This is a genomic window from Cyanobacterium sp. IPPAS B-1200 (assembly GCF_001747005.2).
Lineage (GTDB): Bacteria > Cyanobacteriota > Cyanobacteriia > Cyanobacteriales > Cyanobacteriaceae > Cyanobacterium.
In genome coordinates, this window is the sequence record NZ_CP182899.1 from 750,448 (window position 1) to 768,395 (window position 17,948).

Annotated in this window: 15 protein-coding genes and 1 tRNA gene; 8 read left to right on the forward strand and 8 right to left on the reverse strand. The window is 37.4% G+C overall.

What is annotated here, in order from left to right:
• Positions 1 to 328: 328 nt before the first annotated feature.
• Positions 329 to 413 (reverse strand) — tRNA-Leu (locus A5482_RS03370).
• Between the two features lie 223 nt (positions 414 to 636).
• Here A5482_RS03370 and A5482_RS03375 point away from each other — a divergent pair.
• Positions 637 to 1,488: an SHOCT domain-containing protein gene (locus A5482_RS03375; RefSeq protein WP_069791083.1), complete on the forward strand. Its 852-nt coding sequence runs from the start codon at positions 637 to 639 to the stop codon at positions 1,486 to 1,488.
• 6 nt (positions 1,489 to 1,494) lie between these two features.
• The gene (locus A5482_RS03380) at positions 1,495 to 2,433 is read left to right on the forward strand and encodes an SGNH/GDSL hydrolase family protein (protein ID WP_069791084.1); all 939 of its coding nucleotides are present in this window, start codon (positions 1,495 to 1,497) and stop codon (positions 2,431 to 2,433) included.
• A gap of 115 nt (positions 2,434 to 2,548) precedes the next feature.
• Here the strand turns inward: A5482_RS03380 and A5482_RS03385 are convergent, their stop codons facing one another.
• Complete coding sequence (locus tag A5482_RS03385; protein WP_069791085.1) at positions 2,549 to 4,150, reverse strand: glycerol-3-phosphate dehydrogenase/oxidase; 1,602 nt, start codon at positions 4,148 to 4,150, stop codon at positions 2,549 to 2,551.
• Between the two features lie 230 nt (positions 4,151 to 4,380).
• Between A5482_RS03385 and A5482_RS03390 the strand changes: the two genes are divergently transcribed.
• Together A5482_RS03390 and A5482_RS03395 are read left to right on the forward strand one after the other, a co-directional pair.
• Complete coding sequence (locus A5482_RS03390) at positions 4,381 to 4,746, forward strand: c-type cytochrome (protein WP_069791086.1); 366 nt, start codon at positions 4,381 to 4,383, stop codon at positions 4,744 to 4,746.
• Between the two features lie 201 nt (positions 4,747 to 4,947).
• Positions 4,948 to 5,346 (forward strand): MAPEG family protein, encoded by a 399-nt coding sequence (locus tag A5482_RS03395; protein ID WP_069791212.1) that lies wholly within the window; start codon positions 4,948 to 4,950, stop codon positions 5,344 to 5,346.
• Between the two features lie 273 nt (positions 5,347 to 5,619).
• Here the strand turns inward: A5482_RS03395 and folP are convergent, their stop codons facing one another.
• The 4 genes from folP to A5482_RS03415 form a co-directional block, all read right to left on the reverse strand.
• Positions 5,620 to 6,462: a dihydropteroate synthase gene (gene folP, locus A5482_RS03400; RefSeq protein ID WP_069791213.1), complete on the reverse strand. Its 843-nt coding sequence runs from the start codon at positions 6,460 to 6,462 to the stop codon at positions 5,620 to 5,622.
• A 246-nt stretch (positions 6,463 to 6,708) separates the two neighbouring features.
• Positions 6,709 to 8,190 (reverse strand): carotenoid oxygenase family protein, encoded by a 1,482-nt coding sequence (locus A5482_RS03405; RefSeq protein ID WP_069791087.1) that lies wholly within the window; start codon positions 8,188 to 8,190, stop codon positions 6,709 to 6,711.
• 266 nt (positions 8,191 to 8,456) lie between these two features.
• Complete coding sequence (gcvT, locus tag A5482_RS03410; RefSeq protein WP_069791088.1) at positions 8,457 to 9,560, reverse strand: glycine cleavage system aminomethyltransferase GcvT; 1,104 nt, start codon at positions 9,558 to 9,560, stop codon at positions 8,457 to 8,459.
• 55 nt (positions 9,561 to 9,615) lie between these two features.
• Entirely contained in the window at positions 9,616 to 9,807 is a 192-nt protein-coding gene (locus A5482_RS03415) for a hypothetical protein (protein ID WP_069791089.1), read from the reverse strand.
• Between the two features lie 166 nt (positions 9,808 to 9,973).
• Here A5482_RS03415 and A5482_RS03420 point away from each other — a divergent pair, with 166 nt between their 5' ends.
• Positions 9,974 to 11,287, forward strand: coding sequence for an ABC transporter substrate-binding protein (locus tag A5482_RS03420; RefSeq protein ID WP_069791090.1), 1,314 nt, complete (start codon positions 9,974 to 9,976; stop codon positions 11,285 to 11,287).
• Positions 11,288 to 11,588: 301 nt separating this feature from the next.
• A complete protein-coding gene (gene thiO / locus A5482_RS03425) occupies positions 11,589 to 13,553 on the forward strand; it encodes a glycine oxidase ThiO (RefSeq protein ID WP_069791091.1) in 1,965 nt (654 codons plus the stop codon).
• 162 nt (positions 13,554 to 13,715) lie between these two features.
• Here thiO and gatB read toward each other — a convergent pair whose 3' ends face one another.
• Complete coding sequence (gene gatB, locus A5482_RS03430; RefSeq protein ID WP_069791092.1) at positions 13,716 to 15,203, reverse strand: Asp-tRNA(Asn)/Glu-tRNA(Gln) amidotransferase subunit GatB; 1,488 nt, start codon at positions 15,201 to 15,203, stop codon at positions 13,716 to 13,718.
• Positions 15,204 to 15,528: 325 nt separating this feature from the next.
• Here gatB and A5482_RS03435 point away from each other — a divergent pair, with 325 nt between their 5' ends.
• On the forward strand, positions 15,529 to 15,819 hold the full coding sequence (locus tag A5482_RS03435; protein ID WP_069791093.1) for a DUF2288 domain-containing protein: 291 nt from the start codon (positions 15,529 to 15,531) through the stop codon (positions 15,817 to 15,819).
• Positions 15,820 to 16,120: 301 nt separating this feature from the next.
• Positions 16,121 to 17,482, forward strand: a complete 1,362-nt coding sequence (locus A5482_RS03440) for a sensor histidine kinase (RefSeq protein WP_069791094.1) — start codon at positions 16,121 to 16,123, stop codon at positions 17,480 to 17,482.
• A gap of 21 nt (positions 17,483 to 17,503) precedes the next feature.
• On the opposite strand, the gene gatC is transcribed toward A5482_RS03440, so the two are convergent.
• Positions 17,504 to 17,791: an Asp-tRNA(Asn)/Glu-tRNA(Gln) amidotransferase subunit GatC gene (gene gatC / locus A5482_RS03445; RefSeq protein ID WP_069791095.1), complete on the reverse strand. Its 288-nt coding sequence runs from the start codon at positions 17,789 to 17,791 to the stop codon at positions 17,504 to 17,506.
• Between the last annotated feature and the right edge of the window lie 157 nt (positions 17,792 to 17,948).

The window sequence follows — 17,948 nt, forward strand, 5'->3', positions numbered from 1 at the left end:
TCTGCTCTACGAAAGTTTGGAGTAGTTTACTTTTAATTAAAAGTTTGCTTTCTGCTCCTGTTAACTGATTGTCCCGATGCTGTCTATCTTTGGATAGAGAAAATAAGAGCACTCTCAGCAATAAGGATGCAGGTGTCCTGTTACAGGGGTTAGCGAATCACTTCCGAGCAAGGAAGAGTTCTTTTAGAGAATTGAAAGCAAGTCTCTCCACACCAAATAACACGACATTAAATTGTTATCAGGTCATTTAATTTGTTAAGACGACACTAATTTGTTACTGTGCAACAAGGTAGTTACTAACTTCGTAACTACTTATTTGTTCCTCATATGGGGGTGGAGAGACTTGAACTCTCACGACCGACAAAGGTCAACGGATTTTAAGTCCGCAGCGTCTACCATTCCGCCACACCCCCTCAACCAGTTGAGGTTGTTTTGTGAATCGCTCACAGATAACCATTATAGCAACCCTTTTTAAAAAAAGCAAGGGTAACTTGCAACAATATTGATATGGTGTTTATCAATCCTCCATAAGCCATTCACAAGGAATAATAGAAGAGTGGATATAATAAGGATTATCAAGTTTTGAAAGGTTGTACGGATAAACTTAGTTGATATTGCCTTGGGTAATCAGGAGTTATGGCGAAAAATTATTTTGTACTCAGTAATTATCGAGATTTAGATAAAGTCTATAACGATGTAATGTTGTGGTTTAAGGGTAAACAATACCTTGTGGAGGGGGTTTTAAAAAATGGTGTTTATATTGTCCAAGCAAAAAAGAGTGACACGATTCGTACTATTTTAGGAACTAATATCGCTTTTAAGGTAAAAATTTACCTTTCCCAAGATAGTGGAGGAGAGTTTATCATTGAAACTTCTAGGGGAAAATGGATTCAAAATATAGCAGGGGCTAGTTTTGGGGCTATTTTTACGGGGGGATTGACTTATTTAACGGGCATTGCTGGCGCTAGTTGGACTTTTGTTTTGGAAAATGAATTGATTAGTTATCTTGAGGGTAGTTGTCAGTTAAACAGGGTGCAACCAGTGGCGAAGAAAAATCAAGATTCGGAGGTGTGGTATTCAGATAAATCTACTAGCCCTTTTGATTATAAAACTCCTGAGCAAAAAGAGGTGATTAGTAACCTAGAAGCAGAAATAAGAAAGTTAGAGGATGCTTTTGCCAATGATATATTGACGGAAGGGGAATTTAATAAGAAAAAATCTATCTTGGAGAAGCAAATTGATGATTATGAAGTTAATTTTATTATCGAATATAAGGTAAAACAATTACAAGAGGCTTTTGCCCAAGGGATTTTGAGTCAAGAGGAGTATTCCTGCAAATTGGAGCAGTTAGAGGCACAAACAAGGGATCAAATTTTGCAAGAAAAGTATGCTGAGCGCAATCGGATAAAAATCATTAAGTTAAAAGAAGCCTTAAATAGTGGGATTCTTACTCAGGCAGAATATGAACAAAAAATTGCTTCTCTTTAAAAGGTTATGAAGGTTATTATTTATACTCTTGTATTTCTGATTATTTCTGTTATTTTATTAGAGTTATTTTTAAGAATAAAATGGGGTTTTGGTAATCCTTTAATTTATATTGCAGATCCAGAAATTGGTTATTTACTCGCACCAAATCAGCTTACTAAACGTAATGGTCATTTGATTTATATTAATAATTATTCTATGCGTTCTGGTAATATTAACCAAGACAAGGAAAAGAATACTTTTCGTATTATGTTATTAGGAGATTCTATTGTTAACGGTGGTTGGTGGACTGCTCAAGAAAATACCCTTTCTAATTTATTAGAACAAGCAATAAGTCTAAATAAATCGAATGATAATAAGATAGAAGTTTTAAATGTTTCTGCGAATTCCTGGGGCTCTCGTAATGAATTAGCTTATCTCGAAAAATATGGTACTTTTTCTAGTGATGTTTTAATTTTGGTTCTAAACACTGATGATTTATTTAGTTTTGCACCCTCTAGTATTCAAGTAGGAAAAGCCCTTAATTATCCAGATAAAAAGCCATTACTCGCCCTAGAAGAGTTTTTAAAAAAAGTTTTACCTTTACCCATTCATCCAGACTTGATAAATATTCCTAAAGAAAAAGGTGATGTGGTTGGCTTAAATTTAAATGCTGTTAAAAATATTTGTGAAATAGCAACAAAAAATGATATGGATTTTTTTCTGGCACTAACTCCCCTTAAAAGAGAAGTTTTACCACCTTTTTCTAAAGACTATGAAGTAAAAGCAAGGGAAAGATTAAATAATTTTGTCGAGGAATTAAATATTAAATATACTGATTTTTTACCTCTATTCCAAGATTATTCTAACCCTGAAAATCTCTATCATGATCATATCCACCTTAGTCATGAAGGAAATCAGTTATTGGTAAACTATTGGCAAGAAAATATTTCTGTGGATAATAAATAAAAATCCCCTCAAAAAAGAGGGGAAAAGTAAACTAAAAATATGGTAGTTATTATTCCTAGATTTATTCAGAAACAGAATTTTTAATAATCTTCAATCAGATAGTTAATAATAATTTTTAGGAATTAATGGTTAACTCTTGTTTATTGACTATTGATTTTTCTTTGTCTATGATGGTATTAACTTTTTCAGTCACTTGCTCACTTACAGCAGAATCAAGGAAGGTTAGTCTAAATCGACGGGATAAAATATCTTCTGATTTTTGTGCCATTTCATAACGATAAACGTAGGCAACCTCGGCGGTGATAAAGGGATATTGGGGGGCTAATCTTTCGATGCCATATTCTTCAATAATGGTTTGAATGGCGATCGCCCTTGAACCATAATAATTAATTAGATGATGTCTAATCGCTTCATCTTCAATGGTTGCGGACAATTTTTGATCCAAATCATCAAAATCATAATTTTCACCTCCTGCCACGGGAATTAACTCAGAAGAATGACCAGAAAAACCACTAGGGGAGGATAATTGTTTAATAACTTGGTTGATAGTATCTGCCGCCATTTTGCGGAAAGTAGTCCATTTTCCCCCTGTAATGGTGATTAAACCACTTTTAGATTTAAGGATAGTATGATCTCGGGAAATTTTAGCGGTAGAATTTGCCGTATGGTTAGGAGAAACTAGCGGGCGTAATCCACTCCATGCAGACAATACATCCTCACGGGAAATCGTTTCGGTTAGGTAACGGTTGGCATATGCCATCAAGTATGCAATTTCTTCTTCCGTTGCCACGGGATTATCCGTTACTTGGGCTTCTTCGTCGGTAGTACCAATGAGGGTAAACTGACGCCAAGGCACAATGAAAATAACTCTACCATCATCGGTTTTAGGAATCAATAAAGCACCATCTCCGGGGGCGTAGGCTTTATCGACAACAATGTGTACTCCAGAGCTTACTTTGAGTATTTTTTCAACTTCTGGTTGGTCTAAATGTCTGATACTATCACTATAAGGGCCTGTGGCATTTACCACAACCTCTGCTTTGATAGGGAATGTTTCACCACTTAGGCTATCTCTTACTACTGCCCCTCTACATTTATCATTTTCTTTGATAATTTCAATGACTTCGAGGTAATTTGCGATCGCACATCCTTGCTCAATGGCTTTCATGGCTACTTCTACATTAAGCCTAGCATCATCAAACTGCCCATCATAATACATCACACTGGCAATCATACCTTCAGTGTAGAGGGAAGGAAATAACTCCAAAGTATCCTTAAGACTCAATAGGCGACTGCGCCCCAAACTTTGTTTCCCCGATAACAAATCATACATTAACAACCCTGTGAAAAAATAGGGAATCTGCCAAAATTGATACAAAGGAATTATCAAAGGTAAAGGCTTGGCTAAATGGGGGGCAATTTCAATGACATTTTTTCTTTCTGATAGGGCATCCCTTACCAAATTAAACTGCTCAACGTCCAAACGCTTAAAAGCCTGTTCTAAATATCTTACCCCACCATGCAATAATTTTGTACTACGACTACTGGTACCCGATGCAAAGTCAAATCGCTCTACTAGAGCCACTTTTAACCCTCTCTTATTTGCCTCTAATGCCGAGCCTGTGCCTGTAGCACCTCCTCCGATTATTAAACAGTCAAATTCTTCATTTTTCAGTTTTTCTAATTGTTTTTGCCTTTCAATTAGCTGTGTGGTCATCAAATTAATCCTTGAAACTTCCCTTTCAGTATAGCTGATCCCTTTTTGGGCAGAATCATAAATTATGAATTACTAATGAAATATCTGGGGCTGATAACAAATTTTGTTTCTTTTCATTTTTCCCTTATCTTGCTTTCAACTTGCTAAATGATTTAGGATTAAGATAATTGTTGATTTATTAATTAATGATTTATTTATTCTCAATTTTGTTTTTATTACCTTTGTGAATTATGCGAAAATTATCTATTTTTATAGTTACACTAATTACTATTATTTCTTTTAATTTATTTTATATTCCAAGGGCGATCGCCCAAATAAACTTAACAGAAATTAATCAAAATATTAATGAACCTAGTAAACTTTTTGAGATTAATTGTGCAGGGTGTCATCTTAATGGAGGTAACATCATTCGTAGAGGCAAAAACTTAAAATTAAAAGCCCTTCAAAAAAATGGTTATGATACCACTGAATCCATAGCAACTATAATTACTAATGGCAAAAATAATATGTCGGCTTATGGCGATCGCCTTTCTAATCAACAAATAAATGACCTTTCCAACTATGTTCTAAATCAAGCGAAAAATAACTGGAAATAAAAATATTTTGTTTATTTTAATAATCTATATCTAACACATTTATGATGAACAAATTTTAAAATTATTAAAAAATTAAAACTATCAGGCAACTAAAAAAAACAAAAATTGTTTATAGCACATTGTTACTTATTTTCTTCTTAAATAACAACACAAGTACACCATAGAGGTTATACTAATTTAGTTATATAAACCATGCAAACCATGTTATTAGGACCCAGCATTATTACAGTATTTGCTCTTTTAGTTTATTTTGTCACCATTATTAACGTTGGTAGAGCCAGATTTAAATACAACGTCATGCCCCCTGCCACTAGCGGAGACGAAAATTTTGAAAGAGTCTTGAGAGTACAAGAAAATACCCTCGAACAACTTATCTTCTTTTTACCCCTCCTCTGGATTTTTTCTTACTTTGTCAGTGAGATGTGGGGCATGATACTAGGAGGTACTTGGGTTGTGGGTAGAATTCTTTATGCCTGGGGTTATGCCAAAGAAGCTAAAAAAAGAGCCCCTGGATTCGCCATTAGCACCCTCAGCGGTTTAGCTTTACTCGGTGTATCCTTGGTTAAACTAGTGTTGATGGCTTACGAAGCATATTTATAATTGATTTATCATCGGTTGGGTGGAGGTAACGAAGCCCAACAAATCTCGTAAAATATCATATTTGTTCTTAAAAACTCTATTGTTGAGCATAGAGAAAATTAAGGACTTTTTTTATTGTGGGATGCTCCCTTTCATGATATGCTTATAATATAATGGAAATCTGTGCATTTTTAAAGATAAATAGTCATATTCCCATTATGCTATGAACAATTATATAGTCCCTCAAAATAAGTACAAAGTCAAGAAGAAAAAGAATTTTTGTTACAAATATTATTAATAATCTGATTTTGACCTAGTAATAGCATCGGCAACCCTAGTAATATCGTACATTGGTGCAACATCATGAACCCTCAAAATATCAGCTCCTTGACTGATAGCATGAGAGCAAGTCGCCCCTGTACCCCATACCCTTTTTGCAGGATCATTTTCATTTAATATTTTACCGATAAAACTTTTGCGAGAAGTGCCAATAAGCATGGGAAAACCAAGATTTTTTAACCTTTTAATATTATTTAGAATGTCGATATTTTGCTGATAATTTTTAGCGAAACCAATCCCAGGATCAATGATAATATTAGATTTAGTAATGCCTTTTTGGACACATTGGGCAATTCTATCAAGGAAAAATTCCTCAATTTCTCCGATTAAATCTTGATAATCCGTCATGGTTTGCATGGTTTGAGGATTACCCCGAATGTGCATCAAAATAATCGGCACTTGTAAACGAGCCACAGTATCTAACATATCAGGATCGAATGTTGCCCCTGATATATCATTAATTATATCAGCTCCAGAGGCGATCGCCCTTTGTGCCACCTCTGCCCTTGTGGTATCAATAGAAATAGGAATATCTGTCTTTTCACGAATAGCTTTGATAACGGGAATAACTCGATTTAACTCCTCCTCCAAAGTCACCTCCAGCGCCCCTGGGCGAGTAGATTGCCCCCCAATGTCAATTATATCTGCCCCATCTTTTACCATGACAAGGGCTTGATTTACAGCTTTTTGTAGTTCGTTATATTCACCGCCATCACTAAAACTATCGGGGGTAACATTGAGGATACCCATGATGTAGGTGCGCTGATTCCAGTTAAAATTGTAATCTCTTATTTGCATTGTTTGATTTTTCACAAAGTAGGGCGATGCACTGCCCACCGTTAAAAAAGTTAGTTTTTTTTCCTCTAAATCCCCCAAAATTGGGGGACTTTAATCATAACTGTTTATCAAAACATTAAGTAGATGGGCGAAATTAATTATAGCTCTTATTTTATTAAGACTCTTATGAACAAGGGGTTTAAAGCCCTTGCCTAAATCGATTTAATTATGCCCACTTACTTACACAATCTATCAAATAAATAATTATCAATTCTCCACTATTCCCGCCCAGCTGCCATGCAAACCGTAGGGGATATGCTGCTTGAGGTGTAAAGTTGCCACAGGTTGCGAAATATCTTTGCCGTCAAATATAACTAAATCCGAGCGATGATTTTCAGAGTCATAAATTAGATCAAGTATCCAAGCATCATCTTCACTGGTAGCATTACTTTTTGGCACAAAAACAGGCTCACCAGCAAAACCTTTAGGGGCAAAAGAATATAATTGTTCTTCATTGGTATGTAAATCAAATTTCAATAAACCCTGTAAAGGTGCATTTCTATCAGAGTCATGGGTTGCCCCAATAAACATATAACGATAGTCTCGCCCTACATTTTCAGGGTTGATAAAGGGAAATTCTACACAACGAGTATTGAGTAATTCTTTTTCTACTTTTTGGCTATTTAAATCTAGGGTAAAACGGAATAATTGCCCGGGTGCAAGTTCATCAAAATCTACCTCTTTATAACTTTTATCTGGGTTAATTTGACTTAATTTTGCATAGCATACTGAGTCAATAATTAAAGTTTTTTCATCTTTTTCAAAGGCATTACTATGATGAAAAATAAACCCTGCATTTGTTTCTAAGGTGATAACATCTTTATGGGGGGCATGGCGAGGAATTAAAATAATTTTAGTGGTTTCATTCTCTTTAAAATCTAAACATTCCCCAGCGCCTTTCATCCCAAATACAAAGGGTAAAGGATTATAACTAGTGGGATTTTGGAAGAAAATAATATAGTTGGGAGTAATTAAAAAATCATGGATGAAACAAAATCCGGGGGTAATATGGCTATATTTTTGTAATATTTTCCCTTCTTCGTCAAATTCATACACGTTAATAGTGCTAGATAAACCAGGTTTTATACCAAAGTTAATTAAGGAAGGTTTACCATTATTGAATGGTGAATGAGGATCTATTCTAGGATGGGCAGAAAATACATCACCATCTTTTAATATACCATCTAAGTTATCTATTTTTTTTGTTTCTAAGGTTTCTGGATCTAAACTATGGGGCAGTGCAGCTTCCCACAATGCTAATAATTTTTCCCCTAATTTTACAACATTAGTATTAGCAATATTTTTTACTCTAATATCAAATATATTTCCTAAAATTCCTCCCGGCTTTTGGCTACCAAATACCCCTCGATAAAGCATTTTTTGAGCTTTTTTTTCTTCCAAATATTCTTTGGTTTTTACATAGCTATTACGAAAATAACAGCCCTCATCGGTAAATTTAAACGAGCAAATCATGCCATCTCCATCGAAAGGATGGTTTAAGGGAGTGCCATATACTTCTAATAATCCAGGGCCATTACGATATAGTGTACCTTTTAAGTCAGCAGGTATTTCTCCTTCTATGTCTTCTATCCAGTATTCTTTTTCGTGGGGCTGAGATTCATAACCTTTACGCCAGTCTTCTAAACTATAGGATTTATTTTCTACTGGTTTATTTTCTATTTGTACCATGGGATGTTTTGTTAAAATTGCTTAATATTTATTCATATTTCTTTAGACAATTATAACAACATCATTTTGAGGAATTGATAATTGAGAATGAATAATGGATAATAGCGAGGTTTAGAAGTCCTCTCCCATCACAATTTTAGGTGTTGTTGATTTTGGGCATAAAATATTGTTGAATCACAGCAAATATATAATACTAAAACTATTATTACCATTGCCTATTCCCGAACTAAACTAAAAATCATACCTTAATTCACTAACACCCAATTTTATTTACGGCGATAGAAGGGTTTTTTAACTACTTTGGCAGGGTAAAGTTTACCTCTGATTTCTATATCCACAGTTTGCCCGATTTTAGTTAATTCTATGGGTAAATAGCCAAGGGCGATCGCACTGTTGAGGGTAGGAGAAAGAGTCCCGCTAGTAACTTCACCGATGGTACTATTATTATGTTTAATAGGATAACCATGACGGGCAATATATCTTCCCTCCATTTGCAAAGCAACTAATTTTTTAGTCAAGCCCTCTTGTTTTTGCTTTACTAATACTTCACGCCCCATAAAATCATCCTCACGGTTAAGATTAACTAACCAAACCAATCCAGCCTCCAGGGGAGTAGTAGTTTCATCTATTTCTTGTCCATACAAACTCATGGCAGCTTCTAATCGAAGGGTATCCCTTGCCCCCAAACCGCAGGGGGTTACTCCTTGGGCTAAGTGCGATCGCCACATATCCTGTGCTACATTAGGAGTAGTCATCACCTCAAAACCATCCTCCCCAGTGTAGCCCGTCCGAGCCACAAAAACCTTTTGCCCCGCAAAACTGGTGGTTAAATGCTCAAAAGCCTGTGAATGACTTAAATCGACACCCAAAAAAGATTGTAAATACTCCTCAGCCTTATATCCTTGAATAGCAATTAAAGCCAAATCTTGAGTCTTATCCAATAACTCAACGCCCTTATGTGCTAAATTTTTATTTAACCAAGCCCAATCCTTCTCACAAGTAGAAGCATTAACAATTAATATCCCCGATTCCAACCCATCATCATTGCTACCCTGATAATAAAAAATAATATCGTCAATAATCCCAGCATTCTCATTCAACAATACCGAATATTGAGCCTTACCTTTTGTCATAGTTGACAAATCCGTTGGCACAAGAAACTGTAAACAAGCCCGTAAATTTTTTCCCCGTAAATAAAACTTACCCATGTGGGAAATATCAAACATTCCAGCATCTTCCCTAACCGCCTGATGCTCTTTTTTTAACCCCTCATACTGCACCGCCATTTCCCATCCAGCAAAATCAGTAAATTTGGCTTTAGCATCCACCGACAAAGAATATAAAGGAGTACGTAATAATTCAGGCTTCATAAATAAAAAAATAGGAAAATATATCTATATATTCTCAATTGTCCTAGAGCAATTGTCAATTTTCTAGCAATATCTCCCCATTAGTTACCTTCGTTTGTAACTCACGCCAAAGCCTTATTTTTTCCCTCGTCACCATGCCATCGCTATAAATGGCATTTCTAATTAAATTACTATCTTGACGACTAAGTCGTCTATCAGCAAGGGCATTATCAATCATAGTTTTTATCTTATCGATGTTATCTGTCATTGCAAAGCAAACTAATTTTTATCAACCATAAAGATAACACTAGCCACAAAAAAAATATCAATTAATTGCTTATGGGGAAAGTGACAACATCCCTGAAAATATTGTTAATTACGAATGGTTTAAGGCATAATCGGAAAATTGCAATATTTTTATGTTGAAAAACTAAATGATAATTAATAGACTTTTTAAACAAACTAAAGTTTTTCGTTACCCGCTGATTGTTGGCTCATTAACTGCTATGGTGTTGGGCTGTGGACAACAGCCCATTGCAAATGAAGGGCAGGTAGAATTTTGGACAATGCAACTTCAGCCTAAATTTACTCCTTATTTTGAAGGGATAAATGAAAGTTTCGAGGCAGCAAATGAAGAGGCAAGTATTCTTTGGGTAGACGTGCCTTGGGATGCCATGGAAAGCCGAATTTTAACGGCGGTTTCGGCTAATAATGCCCCTGATGTAGTTAATCTTAATCCTGATTTTGCTTCTCAGTTGGCTTCCCGTAATGCTTGGTTAAATTTGGCGGAGGAAATTCCCGAGGAGGTTAGAGGAGAATATTTATCCAAAATTTGGGAAGCAAATCAAATTGAAATTTGCCCTACGGAAAATGATTGTACTACTTCTACTTTTGGCATTCCTTGGTATTTAACCACTACGGTGTCGGTATATAACAAGGATTTACTGCAACAGGCAGGGGTGGAAAATCCCCCTACAAATTTTGAGGAGTTAGCCCAAGTTGCCCAAAGGGTGAAGGATGAAACGGGTAAGTATGCCTTTTTTGTTACTTTTGTGCCGACGGATTCTAATGAGGTGTTAAATTCTTTGGTGCAGATGGGGGTAACTTTGTTGGATGGGGAAGGTAAGGCGGCGTTTAATACTCCTGAAGGGGAAAGGGCTTTTTCTTATTGGGTTGAGATGTATCAAAGGGGTTTATTACCCCCAGAAGTATTTACTCAGGGGCATCGTCATGGGGTGGAGTTGTACCAAGCTGGGGAGTCGGCAATTCTTGGCACGGGGGCGGAATTTTTGAATACCATTGCTACTAATGCACCGACAATTTATGAGCAGTCGGCGGTTGCCCCTCAAATTACGGGGGAAACGGGTAAGCGTAGTGTTTCTGTCATGAATTTGGTAATTCCTCGTAGTAGTCGTAATCCTGAGAAGGCGATTAATTATGCTTTGTATGTTACTAACAGTGAGAATCAACTTAATTTTGCTCAGGAGGCTAATGTATTACCTTCTCATACAAGTGCGATTGCCTCTTACATCGAAAATTTAGAGCAAGAATCGGAGCAAAACACCCTTTTTGAAGCGAGAAAAATTAGTGCCATGCAATTAGAATCAGCGGAGGTTTTAATTCCCCCATCTCCTAATATTAATCAACTCAAAAGAATCGTCTATGAGAATTTACAATCAGCTATGTTGGGAGAAAAAACAGTACAACAAGCCCTAAATGATGCCCAAGCAGAATGGGATAGTATGTGAATGTTGGGGTAATTAACCTGAATTCGAGTGAAGCAGATTGAAGTAAAAGCCATGCTTAATAAAGAGTAGGTGGGTTTATGTCACTATACAATCAATCGAAAAAAAATTGGCTAATGAGCCATGACTAGACTATTCTATTTGTGGAATATTTTTCAGTTGACCGTTGACACCTTTAATAATAAATCTCTTACAAAAAAATAGGCGTAAAAAGCCATGTCTGAAGCTAGGAGATATAAGCCGAGCGCGTGACCAACGCCCAATTATCAATTATCATATTAATTAGGAGTAAAGTATTTGAGCGATGAACATAAGGGAAAATATTATTATCGGTGGCGGTATCATTGGCTTGGCGATCGCCATTGAGCTAAGATTAAGAAATAAACAAGTTACCATCCTCAGTCGTAACTTTAAAAAGGCAGCTACCCACGCCGCAGCGGGAATGTTAGCCCCTAGGGCAGAAAAATTAACGGGGGTAATGTTAGATTTATCCCTACAATCTCTTGCCCTTTATCCCCAGTGGATTGAGAAATTATCACACCTTGGGGCAGAAGATGTAGATTATAATCCCTGTGGTATCATCGCCCCTGTATATGAAAACCCCAAAGAAATCAATAGTAAAGGGGGATTATGGTTAGACAAGAAAAATTTAGCCCACTATCAGCCCGACTTGGGAGAAGATGTGGTAGGCGGTTGGTGGTATCCCGAAGAAGGACAAGTGGATCCTCGTCGTCTCGGCAATGTATTATTAAATATCGCTCAATCCTTGGGTGTAGAAATATTGGAAGGGATAAGTGCGATCGCATTTAGTCGCAGTCAAGGTAAAATCAAAGATGTCATCACCCAATCAGGTACATTTACTGCCCATAACTATATCCTAGCAGGAGGCTCATGGTCTGGAAAACTGCAACCTCTTCCTGTGCGCCCCATCAAAGGGCAAATGCTCAGTTTAAAAATGCCCTCCGATAAACCCCTAGAAAGGGTAATTTTTGGCGATAATACCTACCTTGTGCCAAAACAAGACGGACGTTTAATTGTCGGCGCCACCGTAGAGGATATTGGCTGGGTAAAAGGCACTACAGCCCAAGGAGTGAACACCCTCCTCAACAACGCCATCAGACTTTATCCCCCCCTTGCCCAATGGAAATTAAAAGAAATTTGGTACGGCTATCGCCCCGGCACCTCCGATGAAATGCCTATCCTTGGTTATGGAGATGCCCAAAACCTTATTCTTGCCACGGGACATCATCGCAACGGCATTTTACTCGCCCCCATCACCGCCAAAATAATTAGTAACCTAGTTGAAGGCAAAACTGATTCCTTTTTACCATCCTTCAGTTACCAGCGCTTTAACCCTTCGGAAAATCCCCCTTTACCTCCCCTCGTGAAAAACACCAACAAAAATCAAATTATGAATTATCCTACTCCCAATCAAAGTAACGGTAATGGCTACCATGCCTATAGCAGTCAAATAGATGATGATGGTTTAGTTATTGCGGGGCGTAAATTTAACTCTCGTTTGATGACAGGCACTGGGAAATATCCCAGCATAGAATCTATGCAACAAAGCGTCATCGCCAGTGGTTGCGAAATCGTCACCGTAGCTGTGAGGAGGGTACAAAATAACGCCCCAGGCCATGAAGGATTAGCCGAAGCCCTCGACTGGTCAAAAATTTGGATGTTGCCTAATACCGCTGGTTGTACCAACGCTGAGGAAGCAATTCGGGTTGCCCGTCTAGGTAGGGAAATGGCGAAACTGCTAGGGCAGGAGGATAATAATTTTGTGAAGTTAGAAGTTATTCCTGATAGTAAATATTTACTACCTGATCCCATCGGTACTTTACAGGCTGCCGAACAGTTGGTAAAAGAAGGGTTTGCGGTGTTGCCCTATGTCAACGCAGATCCTATACTCTGTAAGCGTTTGGAGGAGGTGGGTTGTGCCACGGTAATGCCCCTCGGTTCTCCCATTGGTTCGGGTCAGGGTATCCAAAATGTTGCTAATATTAAGATTATCATTGAGCAATCCAAAGTACCTGTGGTCATTGATGCGGGTATTGGTAGCCCTTCAGAAGCAGCCTATGGTATGGAATTGGGAGCTGATGCTTTACTGGTTAACAGTGCGATCGCCCTTGCCCAAAATCCTGTTATTATGGCTCAATCCATGGGATTGGCAACCCAAGCAGGAAGACTGGCCTATAAAGCTGGAAGAATCCCTATCAAAAATTATGCCAGTGCCAGTTCACCTTTAACGGGAGTTGTTACCAAGTAATTGAGGGAATGGGGAATAGGCAATGGTTTTGATTTAATACATTAACCAGAAAAAGAAACCTATTGAGCATTTTATTGATAAAAAAACCCTCTTTCTCCCCTTGTCAAGGGGAGATGCCAAAGGCACAGGGGTTTGAAGTTAGAGGGGATCAAATTCTGAATTTTAACCCTTCAACTTTTTATTAAGAATTTGGTTCGCCAATTTAGGCTCTGCCCGTCCACCCGTTTTCTTCATCAGTTGACCAACAAAAAAGCCTTGTAACTTGGTTTTTCCAGCTCTAAACTGTTCTAACTTATCAGGATTTTCCGCCAATACCTCATCGATAATTTTAGCCAACTCATCGGGATCTGAAATACTAACTAATCCTTTACTCTCGACAATCTGTTTTGGAGAACCACCTTTTTCCAACAAATCAGGTAAAATTTCCTTAGCAATTTTACCGCTAATAGTACCATTTTCAATGAGGGTGATTAACTCTGCCAACATTTCAGGCTTGAGGGCAATTTTAGTAATATCCAAGTCTAAATTGCTGTTGAGATAGGCGGCAATGTCTTGGGTTATCCAGTTAGCTGCACCCTTGGCACTAGCGCCCCCAGATACCACCGCTTCAAAATAAATAGCCACATCTCTATCGTCACACAATACCCTAGCATCGTAGGCGGATAAAGCATATTCGCTTTCGTAACGAGTGCGTTTTTGGGCGGGAAGTTCGGGTAATGTTTTTTGAAACTCCTCTAATTGGGCATCGGTAATTTCGAGGGGGGGTAAATCTGGCTCAGGGAAATAACGGTAATCGCTAGAGCCTTCTTTTATCCTCATGCTGATGGTGCGCTGACTTCCTTCTTCCCATAGTCGGGTTTCTTGGAGGATAGGTTCACCGTTTTCGACGGCTTCGATTTGTCTTTCAATTTCGTATTCAATGGCTTTTTGAATGGCACTAAAGGAGTTCATATTTTTGATTTCTACCTTTACACCAAATTCTTTTTGCCCCTCTGGACGCACAGAAATGTTAACATCACAACGTAATGAGCCTTCCTGCATATTACCGTCACCAATGCCCAAATAACGAACGATACGACGCAATTCCTGTACATATTCCGAGGCTTCTTGCCCACTGCGTAAATCGGGTTCGGATACAATTTCGAGCAGGGGAACACCCGTACGATTAAAGTCTACCAGAGAATGGGTCGAGCCTGAGAGGCGATCGCTCCCAGCGTGTACCAATTTACCTGCATCTTCTTCCATGTGTAGGCGAGTGATACCAATGGTTTTGCGGGTAGCTTCCTTGGTTTTAGGATCTACCAATTCAATTTCTAACTTACCATGTTCGACGATGGGAAGGTCAAACTGAGAAATTTGGTAATTTTTGGGTAAATCGGGATAAAAATATTGTTTACGATCAAATTTACTATAACGGGCAATTTGTCCTTGTAGGGCTAAACCCATCTTCACCGCCGAAGCCAAAACCTCTTCATTTAACACAGGCAAAACCCCGGGATGTCCGAGGCACACAGGGCAAACGTTGGTATTGGGGGGGCTGTCAAATTCCGTCGAACAACTACAAAAAATTTTGCTCTTAGTATTAAGTTGACAATGGGTTTCTAAACCGATAATCGCTTCATATTTCGTTTTAGTAGCTGTTGCACTCATATATATTTAATAACTAATAATTCTCTCTTGATTGCTTTATTTTATCCTTTTTGGGTCGATACAGATAATTAGGCGGTGCAGAAAAAGTGAAGTCGTGATGGTGAATTGATAATTGATAATTGATAAGTAGGTTGGCAAAACTAATTTTAGCTCTTACTTTACTAAGACTCTTATAAACAAGAGGGGCAAGGGGCTTAAGCCCCTTGTTATTCTTCTATCTCCAAACCATTGCCTATTGGTTATTCCCCACTGCTCATTTTCTATTGCAGGAAAAGAAGAACGATGAGAAAATATATAGTGTGACGATTCCCAAGAAATTTTAATAATGTCAGATTTAAAAACCCAATTACAAGAACAAATTGCCGAAATTGACTGGAAAGATTTAATTCCCCATGCCCAAAGAGATGTCATTATCGTTGTTCATGATAATTTAGATTTAATTGAAGTGGCAAATGCGATCGCCCTTAACGACACTAAAACCATCGAAAACTTAATTAGTGAACAATTGATACAAAAACCTAACACCGAACAACTAAGCCAATGGAATAGTCAACCCACCACCCAATTTCAAACCGTTATCGTACAACCCTTCGTCTTAATTAAAAATTGTCAATAATTAGCGTGTTTTGAAAAAGCACTTCGGTTAAAGTAGAGAATAAGGCGACAAAGAAATGAAGTGATTAAATTTTTATTATCAATAATCCACTGACGTTACGCACTCATTTATAAGTTAAGTTTTAAGTTTTAACAAGGGGCTTAAGCCCCTTGCCCAACTCCTAGCCCCTTGCCCAACTCCTAGCCCCTAGCTCAGCACGTGTACAAACACAATATGAACATCCAACGTCTTTACCATCTTAAATTAATTATATTTTTGCGTAATATCAGTTATCCATTATTAATTATCCATTAATCTACCCTTGTTTCAAACCACCAGAAGACGTTTAGCCCTTTATTACACCATTGTCACCGCCGTATTATTAATAATCTTTGCCATGGGAATTTACGGCTACGTCTATAAAACCCTCATTGATAGAATTGATGATACCCTCAAGCACGTAATGGAAATTGTCGAGCCTTCCCTTGTCATTGATGATGTGAGTTGGGGGGAAGGAAAATATAAATTAAACGTCAATGCCAGTTTTCGCCAACATCCTGATACTACCAACAAAGTAGAAGATGATCACATCGACTTAGAATGGTTTAGCCCCAACGGAGAGTTATTATGGCAAACATTAGAACAGCCATTACCCATACCCCTTTCCTTCCACTCTGGGGGAAAAACTATCCGCATTTCCTCCGATTACCTCTTACGACAAATTACCAAAAGAATCGAAGTAGGGCGTTATGTGTTGGGTTATCTGCGGGTAAGCCATCCCCTTTTTGATGTCATTAAACCCATTCGACAACTCATCACCGATTTAATTATCGGAGTAACCTTGATGATAGCTTCGGTGGCTGCCATTGGTTGGTTTTTATCAGGTATTGCTATTCAACCTGTGAAGGAATCTTATCAAAGTTTAAAACAATTTACTGCCGATGCGTCCCATGAGTTGAGAAATCCCATTGCCACCATCAAAACTAATATTCAAACTCTCTTAGCTTATCCTGAAATAGAACCAGAGCAAAATAAAAAACAGTTGGAAATAGTTGATCGTTTGACGGAAAGATTATCTAATTTAGTTAATGATTTATTGTTTCTAGCTCGTAGTGATAGTGGTATCATTAACCCTACTTTTCAATCTATTCCTTTAGATTCTTTGTTGTTAGAAGTAGTAGAGGAACAAATACTAATTGCTCAAGAAAAATCTATTAACTTATCATTAGAAATAATAGATAATATTTCAGAGTTAAACCTAAAAGAAACTGATAATATTGAAGATTTATTTACTATAGAAGGGGATTGGGGACAGTTGAGCCGTCTTTTTACCAATTTAATTAGTAATGCAATTATTCATGGATTTAAAACTAATGACAATCAAAAATCTACTATTCAAGTGATACTAAAAGTATGTAAAAAAAATAGTAAATTATCTTATAAAATACAAATAAAAGATAATGGAATGGGCATAGAAAAAGAAAATATCCCTCTTCTTTTTGACCGATTTTATCGGGGTGATTCTGCTCGTAGTTATCGGGATAATAATAATTCTAATACAGGGTTAGGACTTGCGATCGCCCGTGCCATTGTGGAAAGTCATCACGGTAATATCAAAGTAGAAAGTAACGCAGGTGAAGGAACTAATTTTATGGTTACTTTACCAAAAAAAATAGGGACGTAGTATTTTACGCCCCCAAGAATGTTAACCCATAATTTTAGGAACTCGGAAAAAGTCATCATCCCGAGAAGGTGCATTTTCCAATAAACTTTCCCTATCTTCGTAGGTAGTTTGGGCGTCAGAGCGCATAATATTGCTAACATCGATCGCCCTTGTAGTGGGTTCTACTTCACTGGTATCTAACTCACTTAACTGGTCAAAATATTCGAGGATGGCATTTAACTGAGTGCCAAATTCCTGCTCCTCTTGTTCACTAATATCTAAACGGGCTAAATTAGCAACCTTTTTTACTTCTTCTTGACTAATACTCATAAAAAATAACTAATAAAAAACAATAAAAATCCCCCCTAATCATAACAGGGAACAGGAAATTTAATTATTATACTTCGTTCCAATGTCAGCCTAATTTTAGACTAAATTTAAAATTAGGCTGACATATACTGTTATTAAGGAGAGTTCAAATAATAAC

Excerpts from the sequence above, each read along its gene's own strand:
- gatB (WP_069791092.1), bottom strand. The coding sequence starts at position 15,203 with ATGAGTGCAACAGCTACTAAAACGAAATATGAAGCGATTATCGGTTTA.
- gcvT (WP_069791088.1), bottom strand. The coding sequence starts at position 9,560 with ATGAAGCCTGAATTATTACGTACTCCTTTATATTCTTTGTCGGTGGAT.
- folP (WP_069791213.1), bottom strand. The coding sequence starts at position 6,462 with ATGCAAATAAGAGATTACAATTTTAACTGGAATCAGCGCACCTACATC.
- A5482_RS03380 (WP_069791084.1), top strand. The coding sequence starts at position 1,495 with ATGAAGGTTATTATTTATACTCTTGTATTTCTGATTATTTCTGTTATT.
- gatC (WP_069791095.1), bottom strand. The coding sequence starts at position 17,791 with ATGAGTATTAGTCAAGAAGAAGTAAAAAAGGTTGCTAATTTAGCCCGT.
- A5482_RS03385 (WP_069791085.1), bottom strand. The coding sequence starts at position 4,150 with ATGACCACACAGCTAATTGAAAGGCAAAAACAATTAGAAAAACTGAAA.
- thiO (WP_069791091.1), top strand. The coding sequence starts at position 11,589 with ATGAACATAAGGGAAAATATTATTATCGGTGGCGGTATCATTGGCTTG.
- A5482_RS03420 (WP_069791090.1), top strand. The coding sequence starts at position 9,974 with ATGATAATTAATAGACTTTTTAAACAAACTAAAGTTTTTCGTTACCCG.
- A5482_RS03395 (WP_069791212.1), top strand. The coding sequence starts at position 4,948 with ATGTTATTAGGACCCAGCATTATTACAGTATTTGCTCTTTTAGTTTAT.
- A5482_RS03405 (WP_069791087.1), bottom strand. The coding sequence starts at position 8,190 with ATGGTACAAATAGAAAATAAACCAGTAGAAAATAAATCCTATAGTTTA.
- A5482_RS03415 (WP_069791089.1), bottom strand. The coding sequence starts at position 9,807 with ATGACAGATAACATCGATAAGATAAAAACTATGATTGATAATGCCCTT.
- A5482_RS03375 (WP_069791083.1), top strand. The coding sequence starts at position 637 with ATGGCGAAAAATTATTTTGTACTCAGTAATTATCGAGATTTAGATAAA.
- A5482_RS03435 (WP_069791093.1), top strand. The coding sequence starts at position 15,529 with ATGTCAGATTTAAAAACCCAATTACAAGAACAAATTGCCGAAATTGAC.
- A5482_RS03390 (WP_069791086.1), top strand. The coding sequence starts at position 4,381 with ATGCGAAAATTATCTATTTTTATAGTTACACTAATTACTATTATTTCT.